The sequence below is a fragment of the Pseudomonas sp. FG13 genome, assembly GCF_057809755.1.
This window is the reverse complement of record NZ_JBMDKO010000013.1, coordinates 111134-130514: the sequence shown is the minus strand read 5'-3', so window position 1 is coordinate 130514 and position 19381 is coordinate 111134. Positions and strand designations below refer to the sequence as shown.

Sequence of the window (19381 nt, the reverse complement as noted above, 5' to 3'; positions counted from 1 at the left end):
CGCGGAGCGTCCCTGGCGGCATTCCCACGCAGAGCGTGGGAACGATCAGCAGGAAGACCTGGATGTTCCGGATCAGAACTCGATCCGCACATCTCCCTTCGGCACGCTGCAGCACGACAGGATGTAGCCTTCGGCTTCGTCGTCCTCGGTGATCCCGCCGTTGTGGTCCATCTCCACTTCCCCACCCAGCTTCAACACCTTGCAGGTGCCGCAGATGCCCATGCCGCAGGCCTTGGGGATCATCATGCCGAGCTTGGCGGCGGCGGCGTGGACGGTTTCGCCCGGTGCCACGCGGATGCTCTTGCCGGAGGAGGTGAATTCCACCAGGTGCAGGTCCGCCGCATCGACCTCAGGGGCGTCGGCGGCTTGCTCAGCCTGTTCCACCGCGTCGGCACGGGCTTCCGGTGGCGTGGCGCCGAAGGACTCCTCGTGGTAACGCTTCATGTCGAAGCCGGCGGCTTCCAGCAGGCGCTTGACCGCGTTCATGTACGGCGTCGGGCCGCAGCAGAACACTTCGCGCTCCATGAAGTCTGGCGCCATCAGCTCCAGCATCTTGTGGTTCAGGTAGCCGCGATAGCCGGCCCAGGGTTCGCCCAGGCCATGTTTTTCACAGATCAGGTGCAGGCTGAAGTTGTCGATCCGCGACGCCATGTGCTCCAGCTCGCGGTGATAGATGATGTCTTTGGGCGAACGGGCGCTATGGATGAACACCATGTCGACGTTGCCGTTGGTATCGTAGTACCAGCGCGCCATGGACATGACCGGGGTGATGCCGACGCCGCCGCTGAGGTAGAGCACCTTCGGGCTGGAGAAGTCGATGGCATTGAACAGCCCTACCGGCCCGTGCACCGCCAGTTCCTGACCTTCGTGCAGGGTGTCGTGCAGCCAATTGGAGACCTTGCCCCCTGGCACACGCTTGATGGTCACCGAAAAGCTGTAGGGCACCGACGGCGAGCTGGAAATGGTGTAGGAGCGCATGATCTGCTGGCCTTCGATTTCCAGCTCCAGGGTGACGAACTGCCCGGGCTTGAAAAAGAACATGATCGGCTGGTCAGCCATGAAGCAGAATGTGCGCACATCCCAGGTTTCCTGGATGACTTTGACGCAACGTACGATATGTCGGCCATTGGCCCAGGTCTGGGTGGTGACCGGGTTCAGGAAATTATTGGACATGTTGATCTCCACGGCCGACTGCCGGCCTTCATGGTGGCGATTGTGCGCAGGCGCCAGAACGGCCATTTACCTATCTGCGACATTCACATACTTATCGCGACCAGCCCCTAACTACCGGCTCTGGCGCGTCGGGAACAGATTGGGCCATGTCGCCCATGGATAAGGTTCCAGCCTGGCGCGGCCCCACACTCGCCCCAACAGACAAACAACGTTTTCTGCCTTGCGTAGCACAACCGATTAGCCATATTTCGCCGGCCACACAGATGGCCATGAGGATACAACGATGGACGTGACCACAACCCTGAGCCTGGGCGATCCACTGGAACCCGCACGCAAGGCCACCGTGCAGATGCTACAGGAACGCGAGCGTACCTATTCGCTGCCGCAGCCATTCTATAGCGACGAGCGCCTGTTCGACATCGACATGCAGGAGATCTTCCAGAAGGAATGGCTGATCGCCGGCATGACCTGCGAGATACCGACCAAGGGCAACTACCTGACCCTGCAAGTGGGCAAGAACCCGATCATCGTGATCCGCGGCGCCGACGGTGTGGTTCACGCTTTCCACAACGTCTGCCGCCACCGTGGTTCACGCCTGTGCACCAGCGACAAGGGCAAGGTTGCCAAGCTGGTCTGCCATTATCACCAGTGGACCTACGAGCTGGACGGTCGCCTGCTGTTCGCCGGCACCGAAATGGGCGCCGACTTCGACATGAAGGAATACGGCCTCAAGCCTGTGAACGTGAAGACCGCCGGTGGCTACATCTTCATCAGTCTGGCGGAGAACCCGCCGGCCATCGATGATTTCCTGTCGACCCTGAGCCATTACATGGAACCCTATGACATGGAAAACACCAAGGTGGCGGTGCAAACCACCTTGATGGAGAAGGCCAACTGGAAACTGGTGCTGGAAAACAACCGCGAGTGCTACCACTGTGGCGGTTCGCACCCGGAACTGCTCAAGACCCTGCTGGAATGGGACGACGTCACCGACCCGCGCGCCGACCAGGCGTTCAAGGACCACGTGGCCGCTTCCGCCGCCGCCTGGGAAGCCGAGAAGATCCCTTACGCCCACGCCAGCTTCGGCCTGCGTAACCGCATCGTGCGCATGCCGCTGCTCAAGGGCACCGTCTCGATGACCATGGACGGCAAGCAGGGCTGCGCCAAGCTGATGGGCCGCATCAAGAACCCGGACCTGGGCTCGATGCGTATCCTGCACCTGCCGCACTCGTGGAACCACTGCATGGGCGACCACATCATCGTGTTCACCGTGTGGCCGATCAGCGCCCAGGAAACCATGGTCACCACCAAGTGGATCGTGCACAAGGACGCGGTCGAAGGCGTGGACTACGACGTGGCGCGCATGCGCGAAGTCTGGGACGCCACCAACGACCAGGACCGTCGCCTGGCCGAAGAAAACCAGCGCGGCATCAACTCCACCGCCTACCAGCCGGGCCCATACTCCAAGACCTATGAGTTCGGTGTGGTTAACTTCGTGGACTGGTACAGCGGCCGCATGCTGAACAACCTGGGCGCCGAGCCTGCACCGTACCTCAAGGGCATCAAGGTCCAGGCCTAAGGCAAAAAGCATCGCGAGCAGGCTCGCTCCCACATTCGATCTTCGGTCCGCCAAAGATCCCCTGTGGGAGCGAGCCTGCTCGCGATAGCGGCCTGACTATCAACCTATTACTTCGAAGACCACCGCACCGAGCCATCCTCCCCGTAGAACGTCTCTTCGATGTTCTCGCCCACCAGCCGCACCTTCACATACCCGTTCAGCACCCGCTCCGGATACACCTCATCCCCGGCCAGTTCCGTCTCCGACCACAATATCCGCGCATGCCCATTCAGCTCGCTGGTGGTGCCATAGGGAATCGCCCCATGCCCGGCGCAACGCGCGTGCAACCCGCCTTGGGTGGCGTAGCAGATGCCGTTGTGCAGATGGCCCCAGTACCAATAGTCCGGCTCACGCCCCAGCGCATCGCACACCGGTTGGTATAGCGCGGTCTTGTTGTGCCCGGAAATGTCGAACCCCTGGTGATGACTGAGCACCATCAGCTTCTTGCGCTTGGGCAGGCTTTTCATCCAGTCGATCTGCTGGCTGTTGAGCGTGCCGTCCATGTACAGGTTCATGGCATCCGAGGCGTAGGCGCTGTCGAGGCCGACCACCAGCCAGTCGTCGTTGTACAAGGCGAAGTAGCTGGTGCCCTGCTGTCCCGGAAAACGCTTGGCCAGCTCCTTGAAATAACCATGGGCGCCGCTGTACATCTCGTGGTTGGAATTGAGAGTGAACGAGCCATGCTTGCCCTGGGGCCAGCCGACCATGTCGACGTCTTCCTGGGAATGTGAACCGGCGTAGTAGACATCCCCCAGGTGAATGGTGAAATCAGCCTGGGCCAGTTGCATCTGATTGGCCACCGCCACCGCCGGGGCGTGGCTGTCGAACGGTCCGGTACCCCAGTCGCCAGCGATGGCCAGCACCACGTCGCTGTCCATTTTCACCAGTGCCGGCGTGGTGCCGAACGTCGCGTGGTGGCGCAGATTCTCGATCCACTTGAGCAGCGCCTCGCTCCACAGCAAGTCCAGCAATTCCCATTTGCGGCAGCCCAGCAAGGTGCCGTCCTTGAGCACCCGGGTCGGCAATTCGTCCTCGCTTTGCGGCAAGGGCTTGGCGTTGCCGATCTTCAGGATCGACAGGCCGTGGGCCAACTCCCACGGCACCGCCGGTTCGTCGTCCGGCAGGTCGCCATGCTCGATCACGTGCCGGGCCTGGTCGTGGCCCCGTTGCAACAGCTTGACGATAGCCTCGAACTCCTCGGGCTCCAGGTCGTTGACGAGTTTTTTCCAGGACATCTCCAGCCGTGTGACCAACCCATGCAGGCGGACCTTGACCTTATCGATCTCATGTTCCCAATGGTGCAGTAATGACATGCGGACGCTCCTTCGCAGTGCCCTGGGCTACAGGGTCTTCATGAATTCGATCAGGGCCCGTTTGTCGGTGTCCGACAGCTGCGTGCCATACAGGTGACCGCCGTTGTGGTTGCCTTCCAGGCGGGTGTCGTATTTGAAATCCGCCGACGCCTTCATCTGCGCGCCGCTGGTGATAAAGCCGACCTTCTGCGGGTCGTAGATATCGGAGCCGGTGTAGAACACTTGCGGACGCTGCTCCGGCGGCAGCAACAGGTCCCACAAGGTCGGCACCGAGCCGTTGTGCAGGTACGGCGCCCGCAACCAGACGCCGTCGGTGGGGGTGTTGCTGTAGCTTTGGGTCTTGCGGTAAGCGTTGAAATCGAATGGCGGCTTCTTGAAGCCGTGGAACGCCGTCACCAACCCGGTGGTGAAGGAATTCAGGCGATGGGGATCGGTGCCCAACTGGTCGATGTTGGTGGTGACCTGGCCCGTGTCGGTACGACCGAAGTCGTGGCAACCGGCACAGTTCTTCTCCCAGATCGGTTTGCCCTGGGCCACCTTCGCCTGATCCAGGGCGAACGGCCAGGCCGGCGCCTTGTGCCCCAGCAACCAGTTGGTCACCCGGTTGAAGCTGGGCGGCAGCACCGACTCCGGCGTCGCGCCCACGGCCATGGCGGCGGCGTAGTTGCGCTCGTGAATGTTGTTGTTATTGCCGTCCCAGTGCAGGTACATCGACTCGCGAGGCTTCTGGTTCCAGACCTGCGGCAGATCCACAGTGCCGATGGTCGAGTCGTCCGGGAAGCCGAACACCACCATTTTGGTCGGGTTGAAGGTGTCGGTCCGCCCGGGGCCCTGGGCCGGGCGCAGTTTCTGCCAGGCGTAGGCCTGCTTCTGCTTGAGCAGCGCGCTCTTGGCCATCGGGATGATCAGGTAGCGGTTGTACAGCTTCTCGAAAAAGCCCAGTTGGAACTTGCCGTTGATCGCGGCCATGATCGCATCGGGGGTGAATTTCGGGTCGCTGGCACAATCGTAGGCAAACCACTGGAAGGCTTGCAGTTGCAAGGTATTGGCCGGCGCGGTGGCGACCGGAACCGCTACGTCGGTGGCGTTGGCCCGGTATGAGCCGGTATGGCACAGGGCGCAGTTCGGCTCCACGGTGGGGTAGCCCAGTTGTCGCTTGGCCATGCCGATGGGCAGGTCCTTACCGTTTTCATAGAGGAAACCGAATACTTCGTAGCCACCCGGCTTGGGCATCTTTTCCGGGCACATCTGCGGCAGCACGGCGAACAGGTAGTAGGGAATCCGCGCCTCGATACCGAGGCCGATGGCCGCGTACTTGTAGTGGTCTTCGTCGGAAGCGAAGTCCGGTTGCGGGACTTCGCGGATCATCTGGTACCAGGTCTGGTAACCGATGAAGCCCAGCACCAGTACCACGACCAGCACACCGGTCCTGAAGCGCGGACTGTGCCAGTGCCGCGTCCAGCCTTCACGCCACTCCCGGCACCCCGTACAGAGCAAGGCCAGCGGGCGATGGGCAACCGGGCTGCCCAGGTACAGCAGCACGCCCAGTATCAGGAACATGCTCAGGTCACCCACCAGCATTGGAACGAACAACGAGCCCTGGTTGTTGGTGTTGATCAGGTAGATCCAGAACACCACCGCCACCAGCCGCGAGAGCACGCACAACCACGAATTCACCACGAAACGCGGCGCATTGAACCCCGAGGGCATGTAGAACAGGCTGATCCCCACCAGCAACATGCCGGTGTTTTCCAGCCAGGGATCGGACAGCACAGGCGGCAGGCCAAGCATGGACGTCAACAATGCCGGCGCGAACAGCGCCGGAATCGCGAAGAACATGTTCATGACAATCCCGACCCAGATGATGCGTTGGTACCAGCGGATGTAAGTGTTCATAGCATTTCCCCAGATCGTGCCCACGCTCTGCGTGGGCATGCATCCCATGACGCTCTGCGTCATAAAAGCGGACGCGGAGCGTCCGTGGCGGCATTCCCACGCAGAGCGTGGGAACGATCCCGGCTAGCCGAGCGCGGTCTTCTCCAAGTGCTGGAGGATGATTGGATACACGTCCATCACCGCATCCTTGCCGAAGATGCAGTCGATATGACCGTAGCCCGGTACCTCGTGGCGGCTGAACAGTTGCGGACCATGCATGTCGCACAGCCGCTCATAGGTCTTGAGGGTGCTTTGCGGCAAGTAGCACTGGTTGTCGGCGCCGCTGATGAAGCAGATCGGCAATTTCAACCGATCGAAATGCGGCATGTAGACATCATTGCCCTTGAAGTCCACCAGATGCCCCTTGCGCACGATCAGCGCCAGGTGCTCGAAGGTGTGCATGTTCGATTCGCCGAACAGTTCATGCAGGTTGTCGTGCAGGGTTTCGTTGAGAGTGTCGTGGCGGTACAGCGACGCATACATGAAAGTGATGCGATGGCAGACCGGGTTGGTGCAGTAGCCCTGGGCTTCGATCCGGGCATAGCCGTTCAGCGCTTTGTCATAGAGTTTGTTGAACCAGTTCTCCTTGGTGTCGGCGTAGGCGGTAAGGGACTTGATGCCAATGGCGTCGAGCATGCCCGGCAGGTGCAGGCCAGCCTTCAGGCCGGTGGCAGTGGCGACCACCGTATCGGCGGCAATCTGCGAGCAGACCACCGAGCGCACGCCTTGCAACCCTGCCAGCATCGACATGAAGAAGGTCGTCGCACCGTAGCAATGCACCACGCATTGCACGTCGCGGGCGAGGGTCGCCTGCTGGATCTGTTCGATGGCCGCCTTGAAGTCGTACTGGGCCACCTGGTCGCCGTTCCACTCATGCTTGCTGGCGGGCAGCAGGATGCTCACCCGCAGGTCCAGTAACCAGACGTCGTACTCGTGCTTGCACAGGTACTCCAGCAAGTTGGTGTGAATGGTATCGGTGGAGAAGATGTTCGAGCCCACGCCCAGGCCGTGAACCAGCATTACCGGGCCCTTGCTGCCCGCCTGATAGCGGGTCAAACGCAGTTGGACGTTGTCTTCGGTTTCGAAGAAATGCACGGTCGGTGCCGGTGCGTCCAGCGGCCGCTTGATCCGCGGTGGCGCATCCGGGTTGAAGTAGATATCGCCGGCGAACACCCCACCGTAGCTCTCCCACAGGATGCCGGCAAAGAACTTGCCGAACCGCGCCAGGGCCTCGACCCGCTCGCGTTCATTGCGGGCGTTGAGCACCTTCATGGTGGTCATCTGCTTGGCGAAGTCCGCCGGCAGGATGTGCATCACCCCCGAGCCGAGTACCGCGCCGGTCTTGTCCGGCCCGCGATAGAGGGTGACATAGAGGGTGCTGGTGTCATGCCAGATGTTCAGCACGCCATTGTCCTCGGGCACGGTCTTGAAGGCACTGAAGTAATAATCGCTGCCGTCCTCGGCGGTCAGCTTCATGTCGTAGTTCATGTGCCGCACGCCCACCTGCTCCTGGTATTGCTCGAACAGGTTGAATACGCCGTTACTGGCGACCAGCGGCTGTGGCGAAAGCATGGGAGCATCCAGAGTCCCCACCAGCGTGGCGGCGTGTTCCGGCTCCTTGATCATCCGATTGAGGTCATCGGCGGTGATGGTCAGAGTGAACTCGATGGTCGAGTTGTCGGTTTTTCCGCGTTTGGCTGCCGCTTCGTAAAGCGTGAGATCGGTGCCTTGGGCCTGGGTGAAGGCCGTGGAGAAATAGCCCGTCATGGTTTCGGTGAACTGCACGCCGAGGGTGGGCGCTGCCACCGACTTGCGCGGGGCCGAAGGCAATGTGTAATCGATCAACCAGCCGCGATCCGCCGCCAGCAGCCCCATGTTGCGCTCGCTCACAGCCGAAATGGTCAGCAGTGGGTTTACCGCCAGGGAAGTCGGAATCACCGCACCGTCGGCCACGTACAGGCCGGGATAGACATCCGTGCCGCTGGCGCCACTGAACACCTGGCCCTTGTGGTTGACCACGCCTTGCGTCGCGTCTTCGCCCATCACGCAACCACCCAGAGGGTGGACCGAGACAATGCTGTGCTTGAGCAACTTGGTCCAGATCGGGTTTTCGACCCAGATCCCTCCCAGCGCCTTGGTACTCTGGTGCAGACGCTCATTGCCGAGGGTGACGTTCTCCTGTTCGCCGACACCGGGCCAGTCGATGCGCAACTGGTCCTTGCTGTCGAGCACCATGCGGCCCTTGCCGTTGTCGTGGCTCATGATCAGGTAGGTTTGCATGTTATGCAGCGCGCCGTGATACGGGCCGCGCAAGAAGCTTTCGGCTTCCCGCCCCTTGTATTTGAGGCTGGCGCCGAAGCCGGTGTCGGTGGGCACGCCGATCATTTCGGCGAACGCCGCCATGCTCGGCACCATCGGCCGGCCGAGCGCGCCGGGAATCGAGCCTTCCTCGATGACCATGCGGCTGCGCCAGTCGCCCTCGGTGCGCATGTCGATGACCGAGGTGATGCACGGCCCCACCGGCTCCAGTTCCTTGGCCGAATGGGCACCGAAACCGATGCCGTTGATAGTCTGATCGCAGTTGTGGCCGAACCCGAGGATGTCGCCATTACCGCTCATGTTCTCACCCAGCTGACTGGACATCGACAAGCCCTTGTCCCGGGAGCGCAGCATGATCTCGGTGGAACCCAGGGTGCCGGCGGACACCACCACGATGTCGGCCCGCACGAACAGTGTCGGCGCCGAGAACAGTTCGCGGCCGCTGTCCAGGTACTGGAAGTGCACGATCCAACCGTTGCCGTCGCGCTCCAGGTGCCGCACCTCGGCCTGGCAGAAAATTTCCGCGCCGTGGTTCCAGGCATCCGGCAGGTAATTCATCAGCGTGGTGTTCTTGGCCTTGTTGTTACACCCGGAGACGCAGTCGCCACAGCCGTTGCACGGTAATTGTTCGACGCCGACGTGGTTGAGGTTGTTAGGCAGCCTGTCGAACGTGACGTTGATGGGAGGTTTGTAGAAATGCGCGCCTTGCTTGAGGTAATCAGCCGACTTCTTGTGGGCGTCGAGCTTGGGCAGATTCGGCTCCGAGGCCGGGTAAGGGTTGGGCTTGAGCATTTCGCGAGCGCGCTCGTAACCCTCCTTGAGCAGCGTGTCACGGTGTTCACGCACCGCCAACGGCCAGCGTGGATCCTCGAACACGCCGGGCTCCGGCTCCAGCGCGACGTTGGCGTTGATCAGCGAAGTACCGCCCAGACCACAGCCCACCACCACGTTCTGTTGAGCATTGACGTGCAGGTCGAACATCCCGGTGCGCGAGCCGATGTGCCCGTCCGGGTCATGCACCTGCAACTCTTCCGTGGCCGCCAGCATGGTGTTGGGGTATTCGCCGGGTTGCATCTCCCGGCCCCGCTCCAGCAGACACACCTTGCGCCCGGCCCGGGACAGCCGTGAAGCGGCAATACCGCCGCCATAACCGGAGCCGATGACGATAACGTCGTAATGCTCCTTGATATCACTGATGGGGGTCGAGATCCGTGTCATGTCCAAGTCCTCTCAGGCAGAAGGGGCAACTCTGCGGTTGCCTGTAAATCCAAGGCGTACAGACGCCTGGCCGCTGTCCCCTGGAGGTACGCGCGGCAGTCAACGGTGTTACGGAGGAAACGAGGTGCGGGGGAACGCTATTGACGCGCACGCTGGTTAGCGGCGCGACGACGAATGCGTCGGGGCAACAACATGGGCGGCGTCGGGGTGCAATTCACCGATGAGGGGAGGTACGCGTGAGGGTGTCGGCTATCCATCCTGTGCTCTCCCTGAACCGGATGTGGATAAAAACGCTGAGTCCTTGTGGTTTGGAGTGAAGACACACGACCGCCACGCGTCAAGGCAGTTCCTTAGAACTGTATGAAATTTGATCTATCGCGTTTCGGACTATGCCCGCCGGGGTCTGGAGCCTTTCGCAAACAAGTTATCCACATGACCACCCACAGTTAATGGGGACAAGTACACCTTGGCAAGACAGTTCTTGGGGATAAAGCCATGAAAAACCGTGGCTTATGCATAAAGAAGGTTTTTCTGTCATATCGGTTATTTTTTGAACAAATGCCTGTAGGCCCTTATCCATAAGGCCTACAGCTGGAAGCGAACACCTTATCCACAGAAGCGCCAACAGTGTTTGGGGGTAATTTTGACGTCTTGTGGAAAAGCGTTGCCAGGCCCTGTAAATAAAGGTTTTTCGAGCAATTTTCCAATCCAGAAGACAAATTGATCATTTAATGATCAACCGAGCGAAAAGCCCGTCTCGCGTGGCTTGCAGAGGATAGCGAACATCTTATCCACAGAGGCACCAACAAGTATTGGGGGCAAAAATGTGGATCAGTCTTTCCTCATTGGTCAAAAAAACCAATAAAAACCGTGGGTTGGACTGATCACTTTTTGAGCGAAGCCTTGGAGGGCTTGATTGGCAAGGGGTATGGCAAGGGACGAACAGGTTATCCACAAGACGGTGTACAGCAATTGTGAGTAACCACCAAACTCCTGTGAAGAAGCCGCTCGTTTCCCACGAGTTCCATCCTGCAGCGGTCAGGGCCGATACATCAGATACGCTTCTCCCGTTACCCGAATCATCGGGTGCGGGACAATCCGACAGGTTTTAACAATACCAAAGCCATGGCGCTCATAGAAACGCCGGGCGCCGGTGTTCGCAGCGTAGTCGATCAGGCTCAACCCCTTGAGCTTCAATTCAACGGCCCGCTGCTGCGCCAGCTCGAGGAAGCGCACGCCCAACCCCTTGTTACGCCAACCTTCATGCAGCGCCAGGCTCGATATATAGAGCGTATCGGGAATTTCCATATCAGCGTAGGGCGCCAGGACCGGATCCGTAACCGGAGTCGCCAGCGGATCATGACGCATCACATAGCAGTGCATCATCCCGATGACCCGCCCCTCAGCCTCCGCAATGACGCAGTTCTGGTAGGAGAAATCAACATCCTCACGTGCGTAGCGAGTTGCGCCCACCTCCACGAGATCCTGTCCAGGCTCCGCCAGCTGGCTCCAGATGTAATCGGAAGCACCTTCGGAGGAAATCTGGAACAAGCGAGCAATCTCGGGCGTATCCGCGGGTAAAGCCGGACGAAATACAATGTCCATGAAAGGGGATTCCAATAGCTATCAGACGCCTTTTTTGGCTTATCCACAGAGGCGCACACGTGAGTTGTGGGTAAACCCGAATCCCTTGTGGGAGCGAGCCTGCTCGCGATAGCGGCGTATCCGCGACAACAGTGTCACCTAATACCCAGCCATCGCGAGCAGGCTCGCTCCCACATGGGGTTTTGCGGGGATGTGGGGTTAGCGAACCACCCCTTCCTCCACCAACAGCTTGAGAATCGCCTCGGCACCGGCCTCCGGGCTCAGGCCCTTGAGCACTTGCCCGCCTCCGCCGCTGGCCTTGGCCGTGGCGGCTTTCATGCGGTCGGCGCCGCTCTTGGCCTTGATGACTTTCAAGCGCTTGGGGCGTGGTTTGGCCGGCTGCAGGGTCGCCACCGCCAGCAGAGCGTCGTCGATCACTTCCACTTCTTCAGCGTGCAACGCGCCGCGCCGCGCCGGGCCGTAGGCGCTTTGCCGTGGTTTCGGCGCAGCGTTATCCACAGTGGCCAGGAATGGCAGGCGCACTTTCAGGCGCCGACGCTGCCCGCGAGGCAGGGCTTGCAGCACCAGGGCCACGCCATTGTCGAGAGACTCGACCTGGGCCAGGCCCACCACCAGCGGCCAACCGAGGTTTTCCGCCAGCAGGAACGGCAGCATGCCTGAGCCTTCGCCGGTTTCCGCCTGGCTACCGGTCAGCACCACCTGAGCACCGGCGTCGCGCAGATAGTCGGTCAGTGCTGGCAGCGCATCGGCACCCACAGGGTTTTCCAGCACATGCAATTCGTCCAGCCCCATGCCCAGGTAGGCACGCAGGGCCGGCTCGGCCACGTCGCCCGCGTGCAGCACTTGCAGGTCGTTACCGGCCAGTTGCAGGCCCAGCTCCACGGCGCGGGCGTCCTGCTCGGCGCGCCGGGGCCGACCGGAGGTGGGGTGCGCGCCGATGGACACCAGGCTGATCACTTGAGTACTCATGGTTGAATCCTTAGCTTAAGCCGCATCACGCTTGGCCTCGTTGCGGTAAGCCTCTACCGCCGCGATCAAGGCTTGAAGAATCGCCGCGCTGTCGCCGATCACCGACAGGTCTGCCCGTTTGATCATGTCGCAACCCGGGTCGAGGTTGATCGCCACCACCTTGTCGCAGGCACCGATGCCTTGCAGGTGCTGGATCGCCCCGGAAATCCCCACGGCCACATAAACCCGTGCGGTGACCCAGGTACCACTGGCGCCGACCTGACGGTCCCGGGCCATGAAACCATCGTCCACCGCCACCCGCGAAGCACCTTCGGTGGCGCCCAGGGCCGCAGCGGTCTGATGGAACAGCGCCCAGTCCTTGACCCCGTTGCCCCCCGAGAAGATGAACTCGGCTTCGGCCATCGGGATCGCGCCCGGATCCACCGCCACCGCGCCCAGGTCCTCGATGCGCGTCAGGCTACGGGCCACGCTTGTGGATAACTCAACCGGCAACGCTTCGTGTCGGGTTTCGCTGACCGGCTCGGCACATTCGGCCGCCGCCAGGATCAACCGGGCCAAAGGCCGGGCCAAGTCCTGCAGGCCCGCGCCGGCACGACCGATGCACTCCTCGCCCTTGACCTGCCAGACACGGGTAGCCGGGCGTTCGCCCAGAGCCGCGGCGAAGCGCCGGCCCAGTTCAGCGCCACCGCTGCGGCTGTCGGGCAGCAACCAGTGCCGCGGATTGAACTGGTTATCCACAGCGCGCAGACCTTGCACACGTTGCTCCGGGGCATAACCGCTGAATTCTTCGCCATCCAGCACCAACAGCCGATCGACGCCGGCCGTGGCGAACGCGCTTTCCTTATGCTCGCCGAAGACCACTGCCAGCACGGCACCGTCCGTACCGGCCAGCTGATGAGCCAGGCCCAGCAGATCGCGGTCGTGACTGCTGAGGCGTCCGCCCACCATGTCCGGCACCACACAGATGTGGAACGCCGGTTGTGGCACTTGATGCAACGGCAGTTGCACCTCAGTCGCGGCGCTGCGCTTGGCCGTGCCGCCCTGCTGGGCGCCGCTGCGGTCGATACGCTTGATACCGTTGGGGCCGATGAAGCCGACGCCATGGACATTCTTGCGAACGATGCCGTTGGGCCCCATCCAGCTGTGCTGTACCGGTTGCATGGCCGCGTGCAACGGGTGCAGGCGGTTGCGGGCGATCCACTCGGCGCGAGGGTCGCGGCGGATGATGTCGCTCATTAATGCACCTCCGCAGGTTCACGTTTGGCCGGGGCCGCAGACTTGCTCGGCACCGCCTCTTCGAGCAGGGCATCGGCCACCAGCTCGGCGATGTCCTTGATCATCGGCCGGGGCTCGACCACACCCTCGAGCATCGCGGTGCACTGTGGGCAACCTACCGCCACCAGCTCGGCGCCGGTTTCGCGGATATCTTCCATGCGCATGTCAGGGATCCGCTGTTTGCCCGGGATGTCGGTGATCGGCGCACCGCCGCCGCCGCCGCAGCAACGCGAACGGAAACCGGAACGCTGCATTTCCTTGACCTCGATGCCCAGGGCACGCAGCACCTGGCGTGGCGCCTCGTATTCGCCGTTGTAGCGACCCAGGTAGCACGGGTCGTGATACGTCACGCTGTCACCCTTGTGCTGACCGAGGTTGAGGGCGCCGGCGTCGATGATTTCCGCCAGGTAGGTGCTGTGGTGCTGCACCAGGTAGTTGCCATCGAAGGCGCCGTATTCGTTTTTCAGCACGTGGAAACTGTGAGGGTCGCAGGTCACGATGCGGTTGAACTTGTATTTGGCCAGGGTCTGGATATTGCGCTTGGCCAACAGTTGGAACGTCGCTTCGTCACCGAGGCGGCGGGCCACGTCGCCACTGTCGCGTTCCTCGAGACCGAGCACGGCGAAGTCGATATTCGCGGCTTTCATTACTTTGACGAAGGCACGCAAGGTGCGCTGGTTGCGCATGTCGAAGGCGCCGTCACCGACCCAGAACAGTACGTCGGTGGATTTCTTCTCGCTGAGCAGGTTCAGGTTCAGATCCGCCGCCCAGTTCATCCGTCCGCCGGGGGCGAAGCCGCCCGGGTTATCGGTGGCGATGAGATTTTCCAGTACCTCGGCGCCCTTGTTTGGCGTAGCGCCTTTTTCCAGGGTCAGGTGCCGACGCATGTCGACGATGGCGTCGACATGCTCGATCATCATCGGGCATTCCTCGACGCAGGCACGGCAAGTGGTGCAAGACCACAGCGTCTCGGCGTCCACCAGGCCGTTGACGATCGGCTGGTGAGGATTGCCGCCGTGCTCGCCCACCGGCTTGCCCGGATACGGGCTGCCGGCGAACTTCGCATCGGTGCCGCCGGCCAGGCCGACGACCATGTCCTGGATGAGCTTCTTCGGGTTCAGCGGCTGACCGGCGGCGAACGCCGGGCAGGCTGCTTCACACTTGCCGCACTGCACGCAGGCGTCGAAACCGAGCAACTGGTTCCAGGTGAAATCCTTGGGTTTCTCCACGCCCAACGGCGCAGTGGGATCGTTCAGGTCCAACGGCTTCAGGCCGGTGGAGCGACCACCGCCAAAGCGCTCGGCACGACGGTGCCAGGCCAGGTGCAAGGCACCGGCGAAGGCATGCTTCATCGGCCCGCCCCAGGTCATGCCGAACAACAGTTCCGACACACCCCACAGCACGCCGACGCCCAGGATCGCTGCCAACAGCCAGCCACCGAAGTTTTCCGGGAGAATACCGGCCACCGGCAGGGTCACCAGGAAGAACGATGCCGAGAACGCCAACAGGCTTTTCGGCAGGCGCATCCACGGGCCTTTGGACAGGCGCGCCGGCGGATTGCGCCGACGCAGGTAGACAAAGATCGCACCGACGAACATCACCGCCGACATCAACAGCAGTGCATAGCCAAGGATACGGTTATGCAGGCCGAAACCGTGCACCAGGATCGCCAGCACGAGCGATGCCACCGCACCACCGGCCGTGGCAACGTGGGTGTTGGCAATGTATTTGTCCCGCGCCACCACGTGGTGCAAATCCACCATGTAGCGCTTGGGCATGGCAAAGAGGCCGCCGATCAGGTTGACCTTGGACGGTCGCCCCCGGCGCCACATGTTCACCCGCCGCAAGGCGCCAAGGACCGCGAGGCCCAAAGCGGCGAACAGCAGGATGGGAAGAAGGGTGTTCAGCATGGTGAAGCTCCCAAAGACCTCAGGTCTTGCAGGCACAGAAACCTGGATGTCTTGCTCGATTCCTGTGGGAGCAAGGCTTGCCCGCGATGGGATTGACTCGGTCAGTCAGATGCTCCGTATCGCTGCTATCGCGGGCAAGCCTTGCTCCCACTGGGTTATCCACAAGCCGTTAGAAATCCTTGCACAGCCGCAGGGCGTCATAGATGGCGGCGTGAGTATTACGCTGCGCCACACAGTCACCGATGCGGAACAGCAGGTAGCCATCGCCGCTCTGCTCCAGGCACGGTTGAGGCTTGATCGCGAACAGAGCTTCGACGTCGATCTGGCCCTTGTTGCGCGAACCTTCCTTGAGGGCGTAGTAGATTTCCTCGTCCGGCCGCACGCCGTTCTCCACCACCACCTGGTCAACCACGCGTTCTTCCTTGGCCCCGGTGTATTCGTTCTCCAGCACCGCCACCAGCTTGTCGCCTTCGCGGTAGACCTTCTCCAGCATCATGTCCCCGGTCATGATCACTTCTTTCGGGTACATGCTGCGGTAGTAGGTGGGGAACGACGTCCCGCCAATGGCCACTCCCGGCTTGATATCGTCGGTGACGATCTCGACCTGGCTGCCCTTGTCGGCGAGGAAGTCGGCCACCGACATGCCGGTGAACTCACAGATGGTGTCGTAGACCAGCACGTTCTTGCCCGGTGCGACCTTGCCGTCGAGCACGTCCCAGCTGCTGACCACCAGCCCTTCGGCGGCGCCCCAGTGCTCGTTCTGCTCCAGGTTCGGATGACCACCCACCGCCAGCACCACCACATCCGGACGCAAGTCCATGATGGTCGCCGCGTCGGCCGCCACGCCCAGGCGCAGGTCGACTTTCAGCCGCGCCAGTTCCAGTTGGAACCAACGGGTGATACCGGCGATCTGGTCCCGTTGCGGGGCTTTCGAAGCGGTGGTGATCTGCCCACCGATGAATTCTTTCTTCTCGAACAGGGTCACGTCGTGCCCACGTTCAGCCGCCACGCGAGCGGCTTCCATCCCGGCCGGGCCGGCACCGACCACCACCACCTTGCGTTTCGGCCCGGTGGATTTCTCGATGATGTGCGGCACGCCCATGTATTCACGGGAGGTCGCGGCGTTCTGGATGCACAGGACGTCCAGGCCTTGGTACTGACGGTCGATGCAGTAGTTGGCGCCGACGCACTGTTTGATCTGGTCGACCTGGCCCATCTTGATCTTGGCGATCAGGTGCGGGTCGGCGATGTGGGCACGGGTCATGCCGACCATGTCGACATAACCGCCCTCCAGAATCCGCGTGGCCTGGTTCGGGTCCTTGATGTTCTGCGCGTGCAGCACCGGAACCTTGACCACTTCCTTGATACCGGCGGCCAGGTGCAGGAACGGCTCCGGTGGATAACTCATGTTCGGGATGACGTTGGCCAGGGTGTTGTGGGTGTCGCAACCCGAACCCACGACGCCGATGAAGTCCAGCATGCCAGTGTCGTCGTAGTACTTGGCGATCTGCTTCATGTCTTCATGGGACAGGCCGTCCGGGTGGAACTCGTCACCGCAGATGCGCATGCCCACGCAGAAGTCGTCGCCCACTTCGGCGCGCACGGCCTTGAGCACTTCCAGGCCGAACTTCATCCGGCCTTCGAAGCTGCCACCCCATTCGTCGGTACGCTTGTTGACCCGCGGGCTCCAGAACTGGTCGATCATGTGCTGGTGCACGGCGGACAGCTCGACGCCGTCCAGGCCACCGGCCTTGGCCCGGCGTGCGGCCTGGGCGTAGTTGCCGATCACCCGCCAGATTTCTTCCGGCTCGATGGTCTTGCACGTAGCGCGGTGCACCGGCTCACGGACACCGGACGGCGACATCAGGGTCGGCCAGTTGAAGCCGTCCCAACGCGAGCGACGGCCCATGTGGGTAATCTGGATCATGATCTTGGCGCCATGCTTGTGCATGGCGTCGGCCAGGTTCTGGAAGTGCGGAATGATGCGGTCGGTGGACAGGTTCACCGAGCTCCACCACTCCTGCGGGCTGTCGATGGCAACCACCGACGAGCCACCACAAATCGCCAGGCCGATGCCGCCCTTGGCCTTCTCTTCGTAATACTTCACGTACCGGTCGGTGGTCATCCCGCCGTCAGTGGCATAGACCTCGGCGTGAGCGGTGCTGAGCACGCGGTTGCGGATGGTCAGTTTGCCGATCTGGATCGGCTGGAACATTGCTTCAAAAGCCATGGCGCAATCCTCGACTTACAACGGCTTGACGATGAACAGGCCGTCGTCGTGGCCTTCTTCGGAACCACCGTAGACCTGCTCGGCCACGGTACGGATCGAACTGCCGCGAGCAGCGAGAATCTGGTCCATGGCACCGGCGAACCAGCCGGTGAACATGTAGTCGACCTTGCGTCCGACCTTGCCGTACACGTACACGAATGCCGAGTGTTCGAGCTTGACGCTGCAGGTGCCTTTGTCGAGGTCGATGTCCTGGATCTTGAACAGGCCCCAACCACGTTGCGACAGGCGCTTCATGTAGTGTTCGAACACCGCGACGCCTTCCAGGCCGTGGCATTCGGCTTCTTTTTCACACCAGTGCCAGGCGGATTTGTAGCCGGCCTTGTAGAGGATCTCGGCGTAGGCGTCGGCGCCCAGCACTTCCTCGATGCCCATGTGGTTGTTGACGAAGAAGTGACGCGGTACATAGAGCATCGGCAGGGCGTCGGAGGTCCAGACACCGGTTTCGCTGTCGACTTCGATAGGCAGTTGAGGGGCGATTTTGGCCATTGAAACTTGACTCCGGAAATTCGTGATGTTGCCTGCGGCGCGGATGGCCGCAGGTAAAGGATTCAGTGCAACAGCGGCGTTTATTCGCCCCAGACGTCTTTCAAAACGTTCACCCAGTTCTCACCCATGATCTTGCGCACCACTCGCTCGGAATGACCGCGCTTGAGCAGCGTTTCGGTGAGGTTCGGGAACTCGCCCACGGTGCGGATGCCCAGGGGGTTGATGATCTTGCCGAAGCTGGTCAGACGACGGGCGTAGCCCTTGTCGTGGGTCAGCATTTCGAAGAACGCCTGATCGTGGCCCTGGGTGAAGTCGGTACCGATGCCAATGGCGTCCTCACCGACGATGTTCATGGTGTATTCGATGGCTTCGGCGTAGTCGTCGATGGTCGAATCGATGCCCTTGGCCAGGAACGGCGCGAACATGGTCACGCCGACGAAACCGCCATGATCGGCAATGAATTTCAGTTCTTCATCGGACTTGTTGCGTGGGTGCTCTTTCAGGCCGGACGGCAGGCAGTGGGAGTAGCAGACGGGCTTCTTCGACTCGAGGATGACCTCTTCGGAAGTCTTGGAACCGACGTGGGACAGGTCGCACATGATGCCGACACGGTTCATCTCGGCAACGATTTCACGACCGAAACCCGACAGGCCACCGTCGCGCTCGTAGCAGCCGGTGCCGACCAGGTTCTGGGTGTTGTAGCACATCTGCACCACACCGACGCCGAGCTGCTTGAAGATCTCGACGTAACCGAGCTGGTCTTCGAAGGCGTGGGCGTTCTGGAAGCCGAAGATGATGCCGGTCTTGCCCTGTTCCTTGGCGAGGCGGATGTCCGCAGTGGTTTTCACCGGGATCACCAGGTCGCTATTCTCGCGGATCAGTTTCTGGCTGGCTGCGATGTTGTTGATGGTGGCCTGGAAGCCTTCCCATACCGACACGGTGCAGTTGGCAGCGGTCAGGCCGCCCTTGCGCATGTCTTCGAACAGGTCGCGGTTCCATTTGGCAATGATCAGCCCGTCGATAACGATGCTGTCGGCGTGCAATTCGGCTGGGCTCATCAGGCAGTCCCCTTTTATCGGATTTCATGCGCCGAATCGTCTGCCGGCGCTTTGGGGCCAGCATATGCCTGAGGGCCGTGGCGACCCGGTGCAAAAACGACAGGGGAATTGCCGAAAGCGTCAATCCGCGACAAAGGGCTGCGACAGGCCCACCCTCCCCGTCTGTTCTTTGCCCGGCGCTTGCGCCAGAATCCGCTGCATCACTGGTTTTC

General features: G+C 61.5%; 12 protein-coding genes. 1 reads left to right on the top strand and 11 read right to left on the bottom strand.

Features of this window, described 5'->3' with window-relative positions; translation table 11 throughout:
* Positions 1-72 precede the first annotated feature (72 nt).
* Positions 73-1173 (bottom strand): glycine-betaine demethylase subunit GbcB, encoded by a 1101-nt coding sequence (gene gbcB, locus ACODTO_RS13675; RefSeq protein ID WP_139640714.1) that lies wholly within the window; start codon positions 1171-1173, stop codon positions 73-75.
* Positions 1174-1456: 283 nt separating this feature from the next.
* Between gbcB and gbcA the strand changes: the two genes are divergently transcribed.
* Positions 1457-2752 carry a glycine-betaine demethylase subunit GbcA gene (gene gbcA, locus ACODTO_RS13670; RefSeq protein WP_139640716.1) on the top strand — a complete coding sequence of 432 codons (1296 nt, stop codon included), beginning with the start codon at positions 1457-1459 and terminating at the stop codon, positions 2750-2752.
* Positions 2753-2859: 107 nt separating this feature from the next.
* On the opposite strand, the gene ACODTO_RS13665 is transcribed toward gbcA, so the two are convergent.
* The 10 genes from ACODTO_RS13665 to ACODTO_RS13620 form a co-directional block, all read right to left on the bottom strand.
* A complete protein-coding gene (locus tag ACODTO_RS13665; RefSeq protein ID WP_175384755.1) occupies positions 2860-4104 on the bottom strand; it encodes a metallophosphoesterase family protein in 1245 nt (414 codons plus the stop codon).
* 27 nt (positions 4105-4131) lie between these two features.
* Positions 4132-6000 carry a c-type cytochrome gene (locus ACODTO_RS13660; protein WP_175362376.1) on the bottom strand — a complete coding sequence of 623 codons (1869 nt, stop codon included), beginning with the start codon at positions 5998-6000 and terminating at the stop codon, positions 4132-4134.
* Positions 6001-6123: 123 nt separating this feature from the next.
* On the bottom strand, positions 6124-9576 hold the full coding sequence (locus tag ACODTO_RS13655) for a GMC oxidoreductase (protein WP_139640722.1): 3453 nt from the start codon (positions 9574-9576) through the stop codon (positions 6124-6126).
* Between the two features lie 1038 nt (positions 9577-10614).
* Positions 10615-11181 (bottom strand): GNAT family N-acetyltransferase, encoded by a 567-nt coding sequence (locus ACODTO_RS13650; RefSeq protein ID WP_139640724.1) that lies wholly within the window; start codon positions 11179-11181, stop codon positions 10615-10617.
* Between the two features lie 198 nt (positions 11182-11379).
* Complete coding sequence (etfB, locus tag ACODTO_RS13645) at positions 11380-12150, bottom strand: electron transfer flavoprotein subunit beta (protein WP_175362373.1); 771 nt, start codon at positions 12148-12150, stop codon at positions 11380-11382.
* 15 nt (positions 12151-12165) lie between these two features.
* Complete coding sequence (etfA, locus tag ACODTO_RS13640) at positions 12166-13386, bottom strand: electron transfer flavoprotein subunit alpha (RefSeq protein WP_139640727.1); 1221 nt, start codon at positions 13384-13386, stop codon at positions 12166-12168.
* Complete coding sequence (gene dgcB, locus ACODTO_RS13635) at positions 13386-15335, bottom strand: dimethylglycine demethylation protein DgcB (RefSeq protein WP_489106576.1); 1950 nt, start codon at positions 15333-15335, stop codon at positions 13386-13388. The genes etfA and dgcB overlap by 1 nt, the downstream gene beginning before the upstream one ends.
* Before the next feature lie 169 nt (positions 15336-15504).
* Positions 15505-17565 (bottom strand): dimethylglycine demethylation protein DgcA, encoded by a 2061-nt coding sequence (gene dgcA, locus ACODTO_RS13630; protein ID WP_047702362.1) that lies wholly within the window; start codon positions 17563-17565, stop codon positions 15505-15507.
* Positions 17566-17580: 15 nt separating this feature from the next.
* Positions 17581-18111, bottom strand: coding sequence for a DUF5943 domain-containing protein (locus ACODTO_RS13625; protein WP_024776567.1), 531 nt, complete (start codon positions 18109-18111; stop codon positions 17581-17583).
* Between the two features lie 80 nt (positions 18112-18191).
* Entirely contained in the window at positions 18192-19169 is a 978-nt protein-coding gene (locus ACODTO_RS13620; protein WP_024776566.1) for a dipeptidase, read from the bottom strand.
* Between the last annotated feature and the right edge of the window lie 212 nt (positions 19170-19381).

Coding starts and splice junctions, on each gene's coding strand:
- gbcB (WP_139640714.1), bottom strand. CDS start 1,173: ATGTCCAATAATTTCCTGAACCCGGTCACCACCCAGACCTGGGCCAAT.
- gbcA (WP_139640716.1), top strand. CDS start 1,457: ATGGACGTGACCACAACCCTGAGCCTGGGCGATCCACTGGAACCCGCA.
- ACODTO_RS13665 (WP_175384755.1), bottom strand. CDS start 4,104: ATGTCATTACTGCACCATTGGGAACATGAGATCGATAAGGTCAAGGTC.
- ACODTO_RS13660 (WP_175362376.1), bottom strand. CDS start 6,000: ATGAACACTTACATCCGCTGGTACCAACGCATCATCTGGGTCGGGATT.
- ACODTO_RS13655 (WP_139640722.1), bottom strand. CDS start 9,576: ATGACACGGATCTCGACCCCCATCAGTGATATCAAGGAGCATTACGAC.
- ACODTO_RS13650 (WP_139640724.1), bottom strand. CDS start 11,181: ATGGACATTGTATTTCGTCCGGCTTTACCCGCGGATACGCCCGAGATT.
- etfB (WP_175362373.1), bottom strand. CDS start 12,150: ATGAGTACTCAAGTGATCAGCCTGGTGTCCATCGGCGCGCACCCCACC.
- etfA (WP_139640727.1), bottom strand. CDS start 13,386: ATGAGCGACATCATCCGCCGCGACCCTCGCGCCGAGTGGATCGCCCGC.
- dgcB (WP_489106576.1), bottom strand. CDS start 15,335: ATGCTGAACACCCTTCTTCCCATCCTGCTGTTCGCCGCTTTGGGCCTC.
- dgcA (WP_047702362.1), bottom strand. CDS start 17,565: ATGGCTTTTGAAGCAATGTTCCAGCCGATCCAGATCGGCAAACTGACC.
- ACODTO_RS13625 (WP_024776567.1), bottom strand. CDS start 18,111: ATGGCCAAAATCGCCCCTCAACTGCCTATCGAAGTCGACAGCGAAACC.
- ACODTO_RS13620 (WP_024776566.1), bottom strand. CDS start 19,169: ATGAGCCCAGCCGAATTGCACGCCGACAGCATCGTTATCGACGGGCTG.